Source organism: Streptomyces sp. NPDC003027 (genome assembly GCF_053591435.1).
In genome coordinates this window covers 88,355-104,733 of the sequence record NZ_JBSFTU010000009.1, presented here as the reverse complement: position 1 = coordinate 104,733, position 16,379 = coordinate 88,355, and the positions used below count along the sequence as shown (strand labels likewise).

Below are 16,379 nucleotides of genomic sequence, written 5' to 3'. Positions count from 1 at the left end.
CCCTAGAGGGCCGTACGGTGCACGCCCGCCCGGTACTTGGGGATCCGTACCGTCACCTTCATCCCCGCGCCGACCCCCGTCTCGACGACGAGGCCGTACTCCGCCCCGTACACCTGGCGCAGCCGCTCGTCCACGTTCGACAGGCCGATCCCCGCGCCGGAGGGGCGCTCTCCGCGCAGGATCGACCGCAGCACGTCCGGGTCCATGCCCACGCCGTCGTCCTCGATCGTCACCACGGCCTCCGCGCCCGCGTCGCGGGCCGCGATCGTGACCCGGCAGACGTTCACCGAGTCCTCCAGGCCGTGCTTGACGGCGTTCTCGACCAGCGGCTGGAGGCAGAGGAACGGCAGCGTCACCGGCAGCACCTCGGGGGCGATCTGCAGGGTGACCTTGAGCCGCTCCCCGAAGCGCGCCCCGGCGAGCGCCAAGTACTGCTCGATGGAGCGCAGTTCGTCGGCGAGTTGGGCGAACTCCCCGTGCCGGCGGAAGGAGTAGCGCGTGAAGTCGGCGAACTCCAGCAGCAGCTCCCTGGCCCGCTCGGGATCGGTGCGGACGAAGGAGGCTATCGCGGCCAGGGAGTTGAAGATGAAGTGAGGGGAGATCTGGGCCCGCAGGGCGCGGATCTCCGCCTCGACGACGCGGGTCCGCGACCGGTCGAGCTCGGCCAGTTCCAGCTGTACGGAGACCCAGCGGGCGACCTCGGTCGCGGCCCGCACGAGGACGGCGGACTCCCGCGAACCGTAGGCGACGAGCGCCCCGAGCACTCCGTCCTCACCCGTGAGCGGGGCGATCACCGCCCAGCGCAGCGGGCATTCGAAGTCCGCGCAGCCGGTGTGCGCGGACCGGCTGCGCCCCGACGCGAGGATCTCGGCCGCCTGCTCCATGACGTGGTCACGGTGGTGGCCCTCGCCCGGCCCGTCCCAGGCGAGGACGGCGGAGCGGTCGGTGAGGCAGAGCGCCTCGGTGCCGAGCAGGGACCGCAGCCGCCCGACGGCCTTGCGGGCGGTGTCCTCGGTGAGCCCGGCGCGCAGCGGGGGCGCGGCGAGGGAGGCGGTGTGCAGGGTGTGGAAGGTGGCGCGTTCGACGGGGGTGCCGAGGTCCGGATCGGCGGCCCGTCCGCCGCGCCGGGCGGTGATCCGGCCCAGCACGAACCCGGCCGCGAGCAGGACGGCGGCGGCGGCGCCCGCGGCCGCGAGCGCGATGCCGCTCACCGGCCGGCTCCTTGGCGCAGCAGCTCCTCGGGCAGATGCAGCCGGGCCAGGATCGCCGGGGTTCCGGGCGGTATGTGGCGCGGGGTGGCCAGCGAGACCAGGATCATCGTCACGAAGCCCAGGGGGACCGACCAGACGGCCGGCCAGGCCAGCAGGGTGTGCGCCCAGCCCTCGGCGGGCACGCCGGCCCGGGTCGCCATCACGGCCGTGAGCGCCGAGCCACCGCCGAGCAGCAGTCCGGCGATCGCGCCGGGCGGGGTGAGCCGGCGCCACCAGATGCCGAGGACGAGGAGCGGGCAGAAGGAGGACGCCGAGACGGCGAAGGCGAGGCCGACGGCGTCCGCGACGGGAACCTTCGAGGCGAGGACCCCGGCGGTCAGCGGGACGGCGGTGGACAGCAGGGCGCCGAGGCGGAAATGCCGTACGCCGCGGCTGGGCAGCACGTCCTGGGTGAGGACTCCGGCGACCGACATGGTCAGCCCGGAGGCGGTGGACAGGAACGCGGCGAACGCCCCGCCGGCCAGCAGGGCGCCCAGCAGCTCCCCGAGCACTCCCCCGAGCATCCGGTCCGGCAGCACGAGGACGGCGGCGTCGGCGGCGCCGGTGAGGGCGAGTTCGGGGGCGTAGATCCGGCCCAGCGCGCCGTACACCGGTGGCAGCAGATAGAAGGCGCCGACCAGGCCGAGCACCACGAGCGTGGTGCGCCGGGCGGCGCGTCCGTGCGGGCTGGTGTAGAAGCGGACGGCGACATGGGGCAGCCCCATGGTGCCGAGGAAGGTGGCGAGGATCAGCCCGTACGTGGCGTACAGCTGGTGGCCGTCGCTCCCGCCGGCCAGCGGCTGGGACCAGCCGAGGGGGTCGCCGCCCGTGGAGGCCCGTTCTGGGACGGTCGCGCCCTCGGGGAAGGCGAGTTCTGTGCCGCCCTCGACGCGGTGGGCGCCCTCGTCGAGGGTGACCGGCCGCCGCTCGTACGCCGTGCCGTCGATCCGGCCGGTGACGGTGAGCGTGAGCGGGGCGTCGACCTCGATCCGTACGGTGTCGGCGACGCGGACGACGGTGTGCTCGCGGAAGACCGCCGGGGCGTCGAAGCGGACGCGCGGGGTGTCGTCGCCGAACCAGGCGGCGGTCAGGAAGATGGCGGGGACGAGCAGGGCGGTGAGCTTGAGCCAGTACTGGAAGGCCTGGACGAAGGTGATGCTGCGCATGCCGCCGGCGGCGACGATGCCGGTGACGACGACGGCGACGAGCACGCCGCCGACCCAGTCGGGGGCTCCGGTGAGGATCTCCAGGGTGAGCCCGGCGCCCTGGAGCTGGGGAAGCAGATAGAGCCAGCCGATGCCGACGACGAGGAGGCTGGCGAGACGGCGGGCGGGCGGGGATTCGAGCCGGGCCTCGGCGAAGTCGGAGAGCGTGTACGCGCCCGAGCGGCGCAGCGGCGCCGCGACCAGGGTGAGCAGGACGAGGTAGCCGGCGGTGTAGCCGACGGGGTACCACAGCATGTCGGGGCCCTGGACGAGGACCAGGCCGGCGATGCCGAGGAAGGAGGCGGCGGAGAGGTACTCGCCGCTGATGGCGGCGGCGTTGAGGCCGGGCCCGGCGGTGCGGGAGGCGACGTAGAAGTCGGAGGTGGTGCGGGATATCCGCAGGCCGAGCGCGCCGATGAGCACGGTCGCCAGGACGACGGTGGTGACCGCGGCCACCGCGTAGGTGTGGTTCACGTGCCGTCCCCCGCGCTCAGCGGCCCTCGACGAGGCCGGTGAAGTCGCGTTCGTTCCGCTCGGCGCGGCGGACGTACCAGTGGGCGACGGCCCAGACGACCGGGTACACGCCGACGCCGAGGACGGCCCAGACGACGGTCTCGGGGGCGGGGAGCGCGAGAAGCAGGGGCAGCGAGCCGACGAGGAGGGCGAGCGCGCCGAGGGCGGTGAGGGCTGCCCTGAGCTGGCTGCGCATCAGGGAGCGGACGTAGGTGTGGCCGAGGGTGGTCTGTTCGCTGATCTCGAAGCGGGCGGGCGGATGACCGGTCCGGGCGGCCGGGCGGGGGCCCGCGGGCTGCCGGGGCGGACCGGCGGCACCGTCGCGGAGGGCCGAGGCGTGCGTGACGGTCTCGCGCCGGGGCCTGCGCGGCGGTGGCTGCTGGGGCATCGGCGTCCGCTCCGGCGTCTCTCGGTCTGCTGGGCCCGTGGAGTCTACGCAGAAGCGATGACGGGCGGTAGACGCGTCGCGGGCCGGCGGGGGCCGGCCAGGTGGCAGGGGCACCGGACGGTCAGGGGCGGCCCGCCGCGCGGCGCATCAGGAGGTCCCGCAGCTGACGGGCGTGCCGGCGGCTCACGGCCAGTTCGGCCGTGCCGACCCGTACGGAGGTCGCGCCGCCGTCGAGGCGCAGCTCGTCGATCCGGTCGAGGGCGACGAGATGGCTGCGGTGGATCCGCACGAAGCCGCGGTCGGCCCAGCGTTCCTCCAGGGTGGACAGCGGGATGCGGACGAGGTGGCTGCCCTGCTCGGTGTGCAGGCGGGCGTAGTCGCCCTGCGCCTCCACGTAGGCGATGTCGTCGACGGCCACGAACCGGGTCACTCCGCCCAGTTCGACGGGCACCTGCTCCGGCGTGCCCAGGGGCGCGACGGGCGCCGGGGCGGCGTGGACCAGGTCGTGGACCCGGCGGACGGCCTCGGCGAGCCGTTCCCGGCGTACCGGCTTCAGGACGTAGTCGACCGCCTCCAGGTCGAAGGCCTGCACGGCGAAGCCCTCGTGGGCGGTGACGAAGACGATCAGCGGGGGCCGGGCGAATCCGGCGAGCAGCCGGGCGACGTCGAGCCCGGTGAGTCCGGCCATGTGGATGTCGAGGAAGACGACGTCGATGGCCTCCTCCCCATCCGGCCCGGCATCCAGGGCCCGCCCGATCCTGCGCAGCGCCCCGGTCGCGTCGGTGGCGCCCTCGGCGCTGCGGATCCGGGGGTCGGCACGCAGGAGGTAGAGGAGTTCCCCGAGGGCCGGCTCTTCGTCGTCGACGGCCAGTACGCGCAGCATGCAGCGGAGTGTAGGCGGGCCTCGGCCGCCGCAGAACCGGCTACTTCAGGAGCTTGGACATCCTGCGGTCGGCGAGCGGCTTCCCGCCGGTCTGGCAGGTGGGGCAGTACTGGAGCGAGGAGTCGCTGAAGGACACCTCGCGGATGGTGTCCCCGCACACCGGGCACGGCTCGCCGGTGCGGCCGTGCACCCGCAGGCCGCTCTTCTTCTCGGCCTTCAGCCTGCCGGCCGCGATGCCGTGCGCGCGTTCCACCGCCTCCCGCAGGGTGGTCCGCATGGCCTCGTAGAGGGCGGCGGTGTCCGCCTCGTCGAGGTTCTGGGTCGGTTTGAAGGGCGACATCCGCGCCGCGTGCAGGATCTCGTCGCTGTACGCGTTGCCGATGCCGGCGATCAGGCTCTGGTCGCGCAGAGCCCCCTTGATCTGGCGCCGTTCGCCGGCGAGCAGCGCGGTGAACGCGGCCAGGTCGAAGTCGTCGGCGAGCGGGTCGGGGCCGAGCCGGGCGACGCCCGGCACGTCGAGCGGGTCGCGGACCAGGTGGACGGCGAGGCGCTTGGTGGTGCCGGCTTCGGTGAGGTCGAATCCGTCGCCGGTGGTCAGTGCGGTACGCAGCGCCAGCGGGCCCTTGCCGGGACGCGGGGGCCCCGAGGGCAGCGGGTCCTTCCACTGGAGCCAGCCCGCCCGGGCCAGATGGACCAGGAGGTGGAGCAGCTCGCCCGTCCTGCCCGCGGTCTCGATGTCGAGGAACTTGCCGTGCCGGGCGACCGCGACGACCTCGGCGCCGTCGAGGTCGCTCAGGGGCGGGTCGTACGTCTTGAGGACGCTGATCGCGACGGGCAGCACGCGGGCGATCTCCTTGCCGACGAGATGCTCGTCGAGGAACTCTCGCAGCGCTTCCACCTCGGGCAGTTCGGGCATGGCTCCACCCTGCCAGGGCCGCCGCCGCGCCGCGCGTTCAGCTCGCTCCCGTCTGCTCCAGCAGGTCGAGTTCGGCGGCGAGCGCGTCCGCCAGCGCGTTGAGGTCGGGGACGGCCTCGCCGTCGGCGACGAGCCCGACGTGGACCCGGCCGCCGTACGGCGACATGGCGACGGCGAGGGACTGGCCCCGGGCGAGCGGCGCCATCGGGTGGAGCGCGCGCAGCGGCGCTCCGGCGAGGGAGAGGGCCGAGCGGGGCAGCGGCACGTTGGTGACGAGGACGTCGAAGAGCACGCGGGCGGCCCCCGAGGCCAGCGGTGCGCCGAAGCGGTGGGCGAGCGGGGGGAGTTGGTCGGCGAGTACGGCGAGGGCCCCGGCGCCGCGCAGCGGCCCGTCGGCCTTGTTGCGGTCCATCGCCCGGCGGACGGCGGTCAGCCGGGCGGCCGGGTCGGGTTCGGTGACCGGCAGTGTCAGGAGGTAGGCGGAGAAGCTGTTGCCGGCGGCGGCCGGGGTTCCGGGGCGCCGGCGGGAGACGGGCACGAGGGCGCGCGGGTCGGTGCCGGGGAGCGGGTCGCCGCGTCCGTCGAGCCAGCGGCGCAGGGCCCCGGCGACCACGGTGAGCAGGACGTCGTTGGCGGTGCCGCCCGAGGTGCGGCGCACCTGGTGGATCCGGTCCATGTCCAGGGTGGCGGTGGCGACCCGGCGGGTGCCGCTGGAGTGGGCGGCGAGGGCGTCGGTGCCGCGTACGTCGAGCCGGCTGGCGCGGAGCACGCTGGCGCCGACCTCGACGGCCCGGCCGAGGTCCTCGATGCGGTCGCGGGCGGCGCCGACGAGCCGGGCGGGTCCGGGCAGCCAGGAGCGCGGGGGCACGGGACGGACGCGCCGGACGCCGGCCCCGCGCCCGGCGGCGATCTCGTCGAAGATCCCGGCGCCGATGGCGACGGCCCGCATGCCGTCGGCGAGGGCGTGGTGGAGCTTGACGAGGACGGCGAAGGAGCCGTCGGGGGCGCCGGTGAGCAGGTACATCTCCCAGGGCGGGCGTCCTCGTTCCAGCGGGCGCTCCATCAGCTCGCCGGCCAGCCGGGCGGTCTCGGCGCCGAAGCCGGCGCCCGGCAGGGCGATCTCCCGCACGTGCCGTCGTACGTCGAAGTCCTTGTCGGTAGCCCAGGCGGCGCCTCCGACGGGCAGCCAGACGTCGCGGACCCGCATGCGCAGCCGGGGGATCGCCGCGGCCCGGCAGGCCAGCAGTGCGAGGACGTCCGGCTCGGCGGGCGCCGGGCCGAAGTGGGCGAGGGCGCCCAGATGCATCGGGTGGTGGGCGGACTCGAGGTGCCAGAAGGCCAGATCGAGGGGGGCCAGAAGCTCACTGCTCAACGGATCCTCATGTCCTAGGAGGGCAGCAGAAGACCGAAGTCAATCGCGCACAGTCGGTTACGGTCAAGCATGATCCATGTACGCAGAGTCAACAACGAACTCGCACCAGACGCATTTGCCGCTGCCGCGTGACTCCACGCCCCAGACGTCCGAGATCTGCTCGACCAGCAGCAGGCCCCGGCCGGACACGCCGGACTCCCCCGCCTCGCGGCGCCGGGGCAGCGCGCTGGAGCGGTCCTCGACCTCCACCCGGAGCCGCCGCTCGGGCCCGGCCAGCATCCGCAGGGTCACGATCGCTCCGCCGTCGGTGTGCATCAGCGCGTTGGTGATCAGTTCGTCGGCGACCAGCTCGATCTCGTCCGAGCGGTCCGCGGCGCCCCACGCCCGCACGGCGGCCCTGATCATGTGCCGGGCCGAACTCAGCGCCTCCGGGTCGCTCTGCCCCACATGCTGCTGGAGCCGCCCGCCGGTCCGCGGGAAGTACGCCCCGTGGCGGCGCAGCAGCAGGATCGCGACGTCGTCGTCGCCACCCTGCTCGTCCACGACCTCGCACAGCTCGTCGGCGAGCCGCTGGAGGTCGCGCGGCCCCCGCCGTACCAGCGAGGAGAGCCACCGCATGCCCTCGTCCAGGTCCGACCCAGGCTTCTCCACCAGTCCGTCGGTGTACAGCAGCAGCGTCTGGTCGGGGTCCAGCTCCAGGGCGGTCACCGGGAAGTCCAGCCGGCCGAACTCCGCCGAGAGCCCGAGCGGGAGCCCGCCCTCGACGGGCAGCCGTCGGCAGTTGCCGTCGGCGTCCTGGATCAGCGGATCCACATGCCCGGCGCGCACCATCTGCATGACCCCGGTCGCGAGGTCCACCTCCACGTAGGTGCAGGTGGCGAAGCGGTCCGTGTCGAGCTCGTGGAGGAAGACGGAGGCCCGGGCCATCACGGTCGCCGGGGTGTGGCCCTCGGCGGCGTAGGCCCGCAGCACGATCCTGAGCTGTCCCATGACGGCCGCCGCGTGGGTGTCGTGCCCCTGGACGTCCCCGATCACGGCCCCGACCCGGCCACCGGGCAGCGGGATGATGTCGTACCAGTCGCCGCCGATGTCCCGCCCCATCCGGGCCGAGCGGTAGCGGACGGCGATGTGGGCGCCGGGCACGTCGGGGATGCGGCGCGGCAGCATGGCCTGCTGGAGCCCCTCGGCCAGATCGTGCTCCTGCTCGTAGAGCATGGCGCGCTGGAGGCTCTGGGCGATGCTGCTGCCGAGCGCGACCAGCAGGTTGCGCTCGTCGGCGCTGAAGCCGGTCCTGTCGCTGTAGAGGAGGCCGAGCGCGCCGATGGGGCGGGCCTGCGCGATCAGCGGCAGATAGGCGGCCGAGGTGATGCCGAGGCCGCTGATGTGCGGCCAGAGGACGGGGTACGAGTCGGCGAACTCCTGGGCCGACTCGATGAACCGGGGCGTGAGGGTCCGGACCACCTCGCTCATCGGGTAGGGCTCGTCCACCCGGGTGAACCGGGTGCCGGGCACGAAGGCGCCGGCGGGGCCCTCGGCCACCAGATGGATCCGGCCCGATTCGAGCAGCCCCATGACCAGGCTGGTGGCGCCGAAGTACTCCAGGCCGTGGGAGTCGTTCAGGAGGTCGATGACGTCCTGGACGGTCCGGGCGTGGGCGAGGGCCGCGGTGGTGCTCTCCACGACGCTGGTGCGCTTGCGCCGGCCCTCGTCGAGGCCGAGCCGGGCGGCGGACTCGCTGAGCTCCTCGGAGGCGTCCCGGACGATGCCGAGGATGCGGTGGGGGCGGCCGGTCTCGTCGCGGTGGATGAGGCCCTGGGTGTGGGTCCAGCGCTGGCTGCCGTCGCGGCGGCGGATGCGGAAGTAGGCGCCGTAGCGGTCGCTGCCGTCCTTGAGGGCGTGGGTGACGAGGGTGTCGAGCCGGCGTCCCTCGTCGGGCAGCACACGGGAGCCGAGGGTGGTGGGGTTGCCGTCGTATTCGTCGGGGTCCAGGTCGAAGACCTTGAGCGCCCCCGCGTCCATGATCATGGTGCCGCTGATCAGATCCCAGTCGAAGCTGCCCATGCCGAACCGCTCGCCATGGGCGCGCAGGAAGCAGCACGTCACGCCCCCTGTCCCTGCTTCGCAGCGGCAGGTCTCCGCCGCTTCGGCGCCCCCTCGGCCCGCGTCCATGGGGCCACGCTAGGCGCAGCCCCGGCGGCGCGCACGGCGGAGACCGGGGCACGGGCCGGGGCCCGCGTCGGGCGCGGCACGGCGGAACCCGGGGCGTGACTCGGGTCCGGCGCGACACGGCGGAACCCGGGGGCTCGGCTCGGGTCGCAGTGCATGGCGGAACCCGGGGCTCGGCTCGGGTCGCGGTGCGCGGCGGAGCCTGGGGCGACGGCGCGCACCGGGTTCCGGCCGTCAGCCTTCGAAGGTCTCCGGCTGTTCAGGTCCGGTCTCCAGCGGGAACGGGTCCTCCGGCAGCGGTGGCTCCTCCGGCTCGACCGGAGGTTCCGGCAGCTCGGGCGGCATCCAGGGCGGGCAGTCGGACGGGACCTCGGGGTTCGGCGGGACCGTGTCGTACGGGTCGGGCTCGCCCGGCGCGATCTGCGTGGGCGGGACCGTGGGCGGTGAGGGGCAGTCGGTCGCGGACGGCGGTGGCAAGTCGCTCGGCGGGTCACCGGGCGAGTCGGTGTCGCCCGGCGCGCTGGGGGCGTCGGACGGCGGGGACGCACCCGGGGGCGGCGGGGCCTCGGGCGTGACCGAGCCGTCGGGGGCGGTCGGCGTCCCGGACGGCGAGGCGTCCGGCGGCGCGGCGAGGCAGTCGTCGGGGGCGCAGGGCGGTACGACGGCGGGCGCGCGGTCCCGTTCTCCGTCGGATCCGGTGCGTCGCTCGATCCAGGTGTCGTCCGCGACGTTCACGATGACGAGGCTGTGGACGACCGCCGCGGTGGGCTTGACGGCCACCACGCGGTCGGGGCGGTAGCCGCTCCAGGGCCGGCCGCTGTGCACGGCTCCCCGGTCGATGGCGGGCGAGCGCAGCGGGTTGCCGCAGGCGCAGCGGACACGGGGCGCGCCGTACGGGTCGACGAGGACGGCCGTGCCCGCCTGCAGGACGGACGGGAAGGCGGTGGCCCGTCCGTCGCGGTATCCGTGGTTGGTGACCCGGGTGTCGGCGCGCAGCAGGACCGGAGTGAGTCCGCGCAGCCAGTCCGGGACGCCGGAGTCGGGGATGCCCGCGCTCTCGGCGAAGGCCCGAGCCTTGGCCGGGTCGGCGGTGAGAAGTGCGGCCTGCCGCTCGACGTCGCAGCTGGCGACGGAGCGTGTTCCGCCGTAGAGGCCGGGCGTGGAGCCGGTGACCGCACGGACCGTGCCCTCCGGGGCGGGAGTCCTGGGCGGGGACGCGTCCGGCGGGGTGGTCTGCCGGGCGGTGCCTCGCGCGGTGGAGGGGGTGAACGGGTCGGGCCCCGGAGCGGCCACCGGTTGGAGGAGGACCTGCCGCGAGGCGGCCGCGGCCTGCTCGCCGCCGCCCCCGCCGCCGTCGCGGCCGTCGCCGGAGGAACAACCGGCGAGCACCGGCGCCGAGGTCAGCGCGGCGAGTGCGGCAAGCGTGGCGAGGGGCCGTCGTGACCGGCGTATGGATGAGCGCACGTGATCTCCCGCCTCTTCCGCCCGAGACAATCGCGACATCCTCCATGTCTGTCGCACCCCACCCGACCCCGCAAATGGAGTACATCCATCCGTGACCCCCGACCCCCTCCTCTTGAACGCGTTCAAGGGGAGGTCTACGCTCAGGGGCGAAACGCTTGAACGCGTTCAAGAGCGAGGAGAACGCCTCATGGTCCGTCTGATCCGCGCCCTCGCCCACCCCGCCGCCGCTCCCCGGCGAGCCGCCGCCCCGGGCGCCCTCACCTATCCCGAGGTCGGCGCCACCGGGTCCGGGCGGCTGCCCGACGGATACCGGCACCTGCACCACACCGTCCGGATCGGCCACGGCAGGAAGGCCTTCGAGACCGCCGGGGCAGCCGTCACCACCTGGCGGATGCACCGCGCCTCGGGCGCCCGGGTCCACGCCGAAGCGGCCCGCGCGGAGCCCGGCGCCCTGGTGGAGGTCTCGGTCACCGCCTTCAGCCGCCCCGCCGCCCTGTACACCCGCCTGGCGGGACCTCTCGCGCCCGCCTTCCAGCGCGCGTACGCCCGCCGCCTCGGCCGTACGCTCCGGCGAATCGTCGAAGGGGAGAAGTGAGCGGCACACCTCGGGCGTTACGCTCCTTTTGTAGGTAGTCGTTCCATTCAAGGAGCCGGCGATGAGCCAGTACGACGAATACACGAGCCCCTCGCAGGCCGAGGGCGAGCGGCTCGACGAGGACATGGACCCCCAGGAGCGGACGCAGCGCCATCCGCAGACGATGCGCACCACCCCGTCGCAAGCGGAGGGCGAGCGCACCGCGGACGAAGAGGAGAAGGGCTGACGCCCGCGGCGGTAGCCCGGCGCCCCTGAGGGAACGCGCCCCTGAGCGGACGGGGTGAGCGCCCTGCGGCCCCGGGTCGATACTGGAAAAGATGGAGTGGTTCACCGCACCCGACTACTGGCTGAGCCGGATCGTCTTCCAGCGCGGGCTCGCCGGGCTCTACCTCGTCGCGTTCGTCTCCGCCGCTCTGCAGTTCCGGGCCCTCATCGGCGAACGCGGCATGCTCCCCGTACCGGAGTACGTGCGCCGGGTGGATCCGCGCCGGGCGCCCAGCCTCTTCCACTGGCGCTATTCGGACCGGCTGTTCGCCGCGGTCGCCTGGACGGGCGCCGCCCTGGCACTCGCCCTGGTGGCGGGCGCGGGGGACGCGGTCCCGCTGCCCGTGTCGATGCTGCTGTGGGCGGTCCTGTGGGCGCTCTACCTCTCCATCGTCAACGTCGGCCAGACCTGGTACTCCTTCGGCTGGGAGTCGCTGCTCCTGGAGACGGGGTTCCTCGCCGTCTTCCTGGGCAACGACGACACCGCGCCGCCGATCCTGGTGCTGTTCCTGCTGCGCTGGCTGCTCTTCCGCGTCGAGTTCGGCGCGGGCCTGATCAAGCTCCGCGGCGACCGCTGCTGGCGCGACCTGACCTGCCTGTATTACCACCACGAGACCCAGCCGATGCCCGGTCCGCTCAGCTGGTTCTTCCACCATCTGCCGCGGCCTCTGCACCGGGTGGAGGTGGCCGCCAACCACGTCGTCCAGCTGGCCGTGCCGTTCCTGCTCTTCGCCCCTCAGCCGGTGGCGACGATCGCCGCCGGCCTGATGGTGGCCACCCAGCTGTGGCTGGTGCTCTCCGGCAACTTCGCGTGGCTGAACTGGATCACCATCGTCCTGGCGCTCTCCGCCGTGGACGGCTCACTGCTGGTCGGTGACCACCCGCAGCCCGACCCGCCGCTCTGGTACGTGGTCGTGGTCGTCGCCGCGACGGCGCTGGTCCTGGTCCTCAGCTACCGCCCGGCCCGCAACCTGCTCTCCAGGCACCAGGCGATGAACCGCTCGTACGACCCGTTCCACCTCGTCAACACGTACGGCGCGTTCGGGTCGATCGGCCGGGTCCGGGACGAGATCGTGATCGAGGGCACGGACGACCCGGAGCCGCACCCCGGCACGGTGTGGCGGGAGTACGGCTTCAAGGGCAAGCCGGGCGATCCGCGCCGGCTGCCCCGCCAGTTCGCCCCGTACCATCTGCGGCTCGACTGGCTGATGTGGTTCGCCGCGCTCTCCCCCGCGTACGCCCGCGAGTGGTTCGGCGGCTTCGTCGAGCGGCTGCTCGAAGGAGACCGGGACACGCTGCGGCTGCTGCGGCACAATCCCTTCCCCGACGCGCCGCCGACGCATGTCCGGGCACGGCTCTACCGCTACCGGTACACGACGTGGCGGGAGCTGCGGGAGACCGGCGCCTGGTGGCACCGGACGCTGCTGCGGGAGTACATGCCGCCGGTCCGGCTGCGCGAGCCCGTGCGTCGGTAGGACGGCGGGACACGCCTGTGCCCCCGGCCGAGGGGTCGGCCGGGGGCACAGGCGAAGCGACGGCTACGACTCAGTCGATGCCGGGCAGAATGTGCGGCTCCGCGAGGTCGTCCTCGTAGCCCGCCAGTCGGATGGGCGCCGAGCGGGCCCACACTTCCAGGCTGCCCAGCTCGCCGGACCGGCGGGGCCGCTCCGGACTTTCGGCCGGTCGCTTTTCCTGCTTCGTCAGTTCTGGTGTCACCGCGCACTCCCTTGTGTCGCGTACCTATGAGGACATGGCCGTTCGGTCGCGGTGGCGCCGTTTCTTCGGGCGGGACCGCGGCCTTGGTGGAAGGCCAGTCCCCAGGCGGGCCGTGGAGGTTTGGTGAAACCCCGGTGGCCGACCGTGGACATCAGAGTAACCAAATGAGCGCACCGGCGCTCTATGGGGCTCGGAAGTGTGACGCGATCGGGTGAAAGTCGACCGGATGGCCGATTACCAGTTGGCGGGCGCGTAGTCCTTGAGGAAGCAGCCGTACAGGTCCTCGCCGGCCTCGCCGCGCACGATCGGGTCGTAGACCCGGGCCGCGCCGTCGATCAGGTCCAGAGGGGCGTGGAAGCCCTCCTCGGCGAGCCGGATCTTGTCCGGGTGCGGGCGCTCGTCGGTGATCCAGCCGGTGTCGACGGCGGTCATGAGAATGCCGTCGGACTCGAACATCTCCTGCGCGCTGGTCCGCGTCAGCATGTTCAGCGCCGCCTTGGCCATGTTGGTGTGCGGGTGGCCCGCGCCCTTGTAGCCACGGCTGAAGACGCCCTCCATGGCGGAGACGTTCACGACGTACGTGCGCTTCGCGGCGGAGGCCGCCATCGCCGGGCGCAGCCTGCTGATCAGGATGAACGGCGCGGTGGAGTTGCACAGCTGCACTTCGAGCAGCTCGACCGGGTCGACCTCGGAGACGGTCTGGATCCAGCTGTTGGTGTCGTGCAGGTCGGGGACGAGACCGCCGGCGTCGATCGCCGTACCGGCCGCGATCCGCTCCAGGGAGGCCGAGCCGCCGACGAGCGCCAGCTCGGTCACGTCCTGCGCGGTCAGGGCGTCGCCGTGGCGGGCGGACGGCAGCGCGGGGATGGTGTCCACGGCGCCGGAGCCGAAGGTGCCGATGACCTGGGCGGGCGGCAGCTCGCCCGCGGGCAGCGGGGCGGACTCGGCGGCGAGCAGCTCGCTGTACGCGCCCGGGGAGCGGCGGACGGTCTGGGCGGCGTTGTTGATCAGGATGTCCAGCGGGCCCTCGGCCGCGACGGAGTCGGCGAGGGCGACGACCTGGGCGGGGTCGCGCAGGTCGATGCCGACGATCTTGAGGCGGTGGATCCACTCGTCGCTGTCCGGCATCGCCTTGAAGCGGCGGATGGCGTCGTTGGGGAAACGGGTGGTGATGGTGGTGTGCGCGCCGTCGCGCAGCAGCCGCAGCGCGATGTACATGCCGATCTTGGCGCGGCCGCCGGTGAGCAGCGCGCGCTTGCCGGTGAGGTCGGCGCGGGCGTCCCGCCTGGCGCGGTTCTCGGCCGCGCAGTTCTGGCAGAGCTGGTGGTAGAAGTAGTCGACCTCGACGTACCGCGTCTTGCAGATGTAGCAGGAGCGGGGGCGCTGGAGTATCCCGGCGATCTGGCCGGCCTCGGTGACGGACGAGGGCAGGATGCCCTCGGTCTCGTCGTCGATGCGCTGAGCGGAGCCGGTGGCGGTGGACTCCGTGACGGCCTTGTCGTGCGCGGTCTTGGCGGCCCGGCGCTCCTGACGGCGGCGCTGCTTCACGGTCCGGTAGATACCGGCCGTCGCGCGGCGGACCGCGATCGCGTCCGGGTGGTCCACGTCCAGCTTGTCGAGCTCGTCGAGGACGCTCAGGCAGACGGCCAGGCGCTCGGGGTCGATGCCCGGCCCGTACTCCTGGGTCTCTTCAGTCACCGTCATGGCCTCTGCCGTTCCTCGATCGCTCGTACGCTCGCGCGCGCCCATATCTCAAAAGAGGAACTTTACGGAGCCGGGGGCCGTGTCTCCAAACCCGTCGGCCCCCTGAGCGCGGGCGGGTGGTCGAAGACACAGTCGCCGCACAGGCCGCCCGCGCGGCTGCGGTAGTACAGGCAGCAGCTCGTGCGGCGCAGGGCCGGGCCCCGGACCGTGCGGGCCAGGTCGGGGTGGCGGAGGAGCCCGGAAACCAGCGCGGCGGCGCGTTCGCCGACCTCGGGGCGTTCCCGGGCGCGGGCCCAGCGGACCAGCTCGCGCAGCGCCCCGGCGAGGGCGGAGCCGGCGTTGCCCCACAGCAGCCGGGGCGAGATCCGGCTGTCGTCGTGGAAGGCCCGGGCCAGCGGTACGAGATGAGCCTCCTGGACGGCCTCGCGGAGCTCCTCCACCGTGCCGGGGCGGGTGGCCGTGCCCGTCCACCACAGATCGTCGGGCGAGGTGAGCGACCCGTTCCAGTACACGTCCCGGGGGTCGAGGTCCGGGAACCGGCCGTACAGGGCGGCCGGCCCGAGGGCGACCGACCACAGCCGGGCGGCGAGCCCGAGCTGGGCGAGCGAGGCCGCGACCCGCCGCTCGGGTGTGCCGAGTCGGGCCGCGACCGTGTCGACGCGGGCGGTCAGCGGCCCGGTCTCCCCCGCGTACAGACGCGCGAGCGGCGGGGGCGCGCCGACGGGCGGTACGGCGGCCGGAGGTACGGCGGCCGGAGGTACGGCGGCGGGTGGCGCGCTCGTCCGCAAGGCGAAGAAGCCACCCACCGACGCGCTCTCGACGAGATCCACCGCACCGCCTCCCGGCCGCCGCTTGCGCCCGGCCGTCCGGCAGAGCGCGGTCAAGGTCGGTCACCCCCGGTCAAGGCTGGGACCCCTCCGCCTCAAGGCCGGGGACGCGCCCGGTCAAGGCTGGGGTGGCCCCGGGGCAAGGCCGGGACGCGCCCGGTCAAGGTTGGGGTCGCCCCGGGTCAAGCCGGGATCGTCTCCGGTCAAGGCCGGGGACGCGCCCGGTCATGATCGGGTCATGACGGAACCAAGCCGGTTCCGGTGACCACGCATCACCGTAACGCTCAGGCGCATGACTCCTTCCCTTCCCACTCCTTCCCTCTCCCCTCCTCCCGCCTCCCCGCAGGATCCCCGCGCTCCCCGACGGCGTGCCGTGCTGGCCCTGACGGCCGCCGCGACCATGGCGGCGGGCGTTCCCACCGCCCGAGCCGCCACGGCCCCGGCGGCTCGCCCGCGCGCCGAGGAGCCGCCGACCGCCGCTCGCGCGCTCGCCGAACTCCGGGCCGGAAACGCCCGCTTCGCGGCCATGCGGCAGACCCACCCGCACGAGGACGCCGTACGGCGCACCGCCGTGGCCGTCGCCCAGCACCCCTTCGCCCTGATACTCGGCTGCGTCGATTCCCGGGTACCGCCCGAGCTCGTCTTCGATCAGGGCCTCGGTGATCTGCTCGCCATACGGTCCGCCGGGCAGGCCCTGGACGAAGCGGTGCTCGGGTCGATCCAGTTCGGCGTGGAGGAGCTGGGCGTACCCCTGGTGGTGGTACTCGGACACGAGCGGTGCGGGGCCGCGACCGCCGCCGTCGAGTACGTCCGCACCGGACGTCCGGTCGAGGGACACCTCGCCCGGGTCGTGGAGGAGATCGCCCCCGCCGCGCGCGAGACACGCCACCTGCCCGGCGACTGGGTGGAACACACGGTGCGGGCCAATGTGGCCATGATCCGGCGAAGACTGGCTCGGGACACGGCGTTCGACCGGGCCCTGATCGTGGGTGCCCGCTTCGACCTGGACACCGGAAAGGTGGCTTTTCACCCCTCCTGACCTGCGGCGGCGTACGTCCCCAGGCGTACGGCGGGCGGCCGGTACCGCGACGGTGGTACGTCCGGAGGGGCCTGGGG

At 73.8% G+C, this 16,379-nt stretch carries 15 protein-coding genes; 4 read left to right on the top strand and 11 right to left on the bottom strand.

Translation table 11 applies throughout. From position 1 onward, the window contains the following. Positions 1-2 precede the first annotated feature (2 nt). The 8 genes from ACWDX6_RS09825 to ACWDX6_RS09790 all read right to left on the bottom strand — a co-directional run bounded on the left by ACWDX6_RS09825 (position 3) and on the right by ACWDX6_RS09790 (position 10,157). Positions 3-1,211, bottom strand: a complete 1,209-nt coding sequence (locus tag ACWDX6_RS09825; RefSeq protein ID WP_451484422.1) for a sensor histidine kinase — start codon at positions 1,209-1,211, stop codon at positions 3-5. Beyond that, the gene (locus tag ACWDX6_RS09820; protein ID WP_451484421.1) at positions 1,208-2,929 is read right to left on the bottom strand and encodes a sodium/solute symporter; all 1,722 of its coding nucleotides are present in this window, start codon (positions 2,927-2,929) and stop codon (positions 1,208-1,210) included. Before ACWDX6_RS09820 ends, ACWDX6_RS09825 begins: the two co-directional genes overlap by 4 nt. A gap of 16 nt (positions 2,930-2,945) precedes the next feature. Further along, positions 2,946-3,356, bottom strand: coding sequence for a hypothetical protein (locus ACWDX6_RS09815; protein WP_451484420.1), 411 nt, complete (start codon positions 3,354-3,356; stop codon positions 2,946-2,948). Between the two features lie 121 nt (positions 3,357-3,477). Beyond that, entirely contained in the window at positions 3,478-4,239 is a 762-nt protein-coding gene (locus ACWDX6_RS09810) for a LytR/AlgR family response regulator transcription factor (RefSeq protein ID WP_451484419.1), read from the bottom strand. Positions 4,240-4,279: 40 nt separating this feature from the next. Further along, a complete protein-coding gene (locus ACWDX6_RS09805; protein WP_451484418.1) occupies positions 4,280-5,155 on the bottom strand; it encodes an Fpg/Nei family DNA glycosylase in 876 nt (291 codons plus the stop codon). 37 nt (positions 5,156-5,192) lie between these two features. After that, entirely contained in the window at positions 5,193-6,527 is a 1,335-nt protein-coding gene (locus ACWDX6_RS09800; protein ID WP_451484417.1) for a wax ester/triacylglycerol synthase family O-acyltransferase, read from the bottom strand. A 63-nt stretch (positions 6,528-6,590) separates the two neighbouring features. Continuing rightward, on the bottom strand, positions 6,591-8,588 hold the full coding sequence (locus ACWDX6_RS09795; RefSeq protein WP_451484478.1) for a SpoIIE family protein phosphatase: 1,998 nt from the start codon (positions 8,586-8,588) through the stop codon (positions 6,591-6,593). Between the two features lie 339 nt (positions 8,589-8,927). After that, positions 8,928-10,157 carry a DUF6777 domain-containing protein gene (locus tag ACWDX6_RS09790; RefSeq protein ID WP_451484416.1) on the bottom strand — a complete coding sequence of 410 codons (1,230 nt, stop codon included), beginning with the start codon at positions 10,155-10,157 and terminating at the stop codon, positions 8,928-8,930. A gap of 187 nt (positions 10,158-10,344) precedes the next feature. On the opposite strand from ACWDX6_RS09790, the gene ACWDX6_RS09785 reads away from it, so the two are divergent. From ACWDX6_RS09785 to ACWDX6_RS09775, 3 genes are all read left to right on the top strand, one after another. Next, entirely contained in the window at positions 10,345-10,752 is a 408-nt protein-coding gene (locus ACWDX6_RS09785; RefSeq protein WP_451484415.1) for a DUF1990 family protein, read from the top strand. A gap of 61 nt (positions 10,753-10,813) precedes the next feature. Beyond that, positions 10,814-10,978 (top strand): hypothetical protein, encoded by a 165-nt coding sequence (locus ACWDX6_RS09780; RefSeq protein ID WP_403289936.1) that lies wholly within the window; start codon positions 10,814-10,816, stop codon positions 10,976-10,978. 91 nt (positions 10,979-11,069) lie between these two features. Further along, positions 11,070-12,491, top strand: coding sequence for a lipase maturation factor family protein (locus tag ACWDX6_RS09775; RefSeq protein WP_451484414.1), 1,422 nt, complete (start codon positions 11,070-11,072; stop codon positions 12,489-12,491). 70 nt (positions 12,492-12,561) lie between these two features. On the opposite strand, the gene ACWDX6_RS09770 is transcribed toward ACWDX6_RS09775, so the two are convergent. The 3 genes from ACWDX6_RS09770 to ACWDX6_RS09760 all read right to left on the bottom strand — a co-directional run bounded on the left by ACWDX6_RS09770 (position 12,562) and on the right by ACWDX6_RS09760 (position 15,266). Next, positions 12,562-12,732 carry a hypothetical protein gene (locus tag ACWDX6_RS09770; RefSeq protein WP_403289934.1) on the bottom strand — a complete coding sequence of 57 codons (171 nt, stop codon included), beginning with the start codon at positions 12,730-12,732 and terminating at the stop codon, positions 12,562-12,564. A 234-nt stretch (positions 12,733-12,966) separates the two neighbouring features. Next, entirely contained in the window at positions 12,967-14,436 is a 1,470-nt protein-coding gene (locus tag ACWDX6_RS09765) for an SDR family NAD(P)-dependent oxidoreductase (RefSeq protein ID WP_403289932.1), read from the bottom strand. A gap of 62 nt (positions 14,437-14,498) precedes the next feature. Beyond that, positions 14,499-15,266 (bottom strand): IucA/IucC family C-terminal-domain containing protein, encoded by a 768-nt coding sequence (locus ACWDX6_RS09760; RefSeq protein WP_451484477.1) that lies wholly within the window; start codon positions 15,264-15,266, stop codon positions 14,499-14,501. Between the two features lie 289 nt (positions 15,267-15,555). Here ACWDX6_RS09760 and ACWDX6_RS09755 point away from each other — a divergent pair, with 289 nt between their 5' ends. Next, positions 15,556-16,302, top strand: coding sequence for a carbonic anhydrase (locus ACWDX6_RS09755; RefSeq protein WP_451484413.1), 747 nt, complete (start codon positions 15,556-15,558; stop codon positions 16,300-16,302). Positions 16,303-16,379 lie beyond the last annotated feature (77 nt).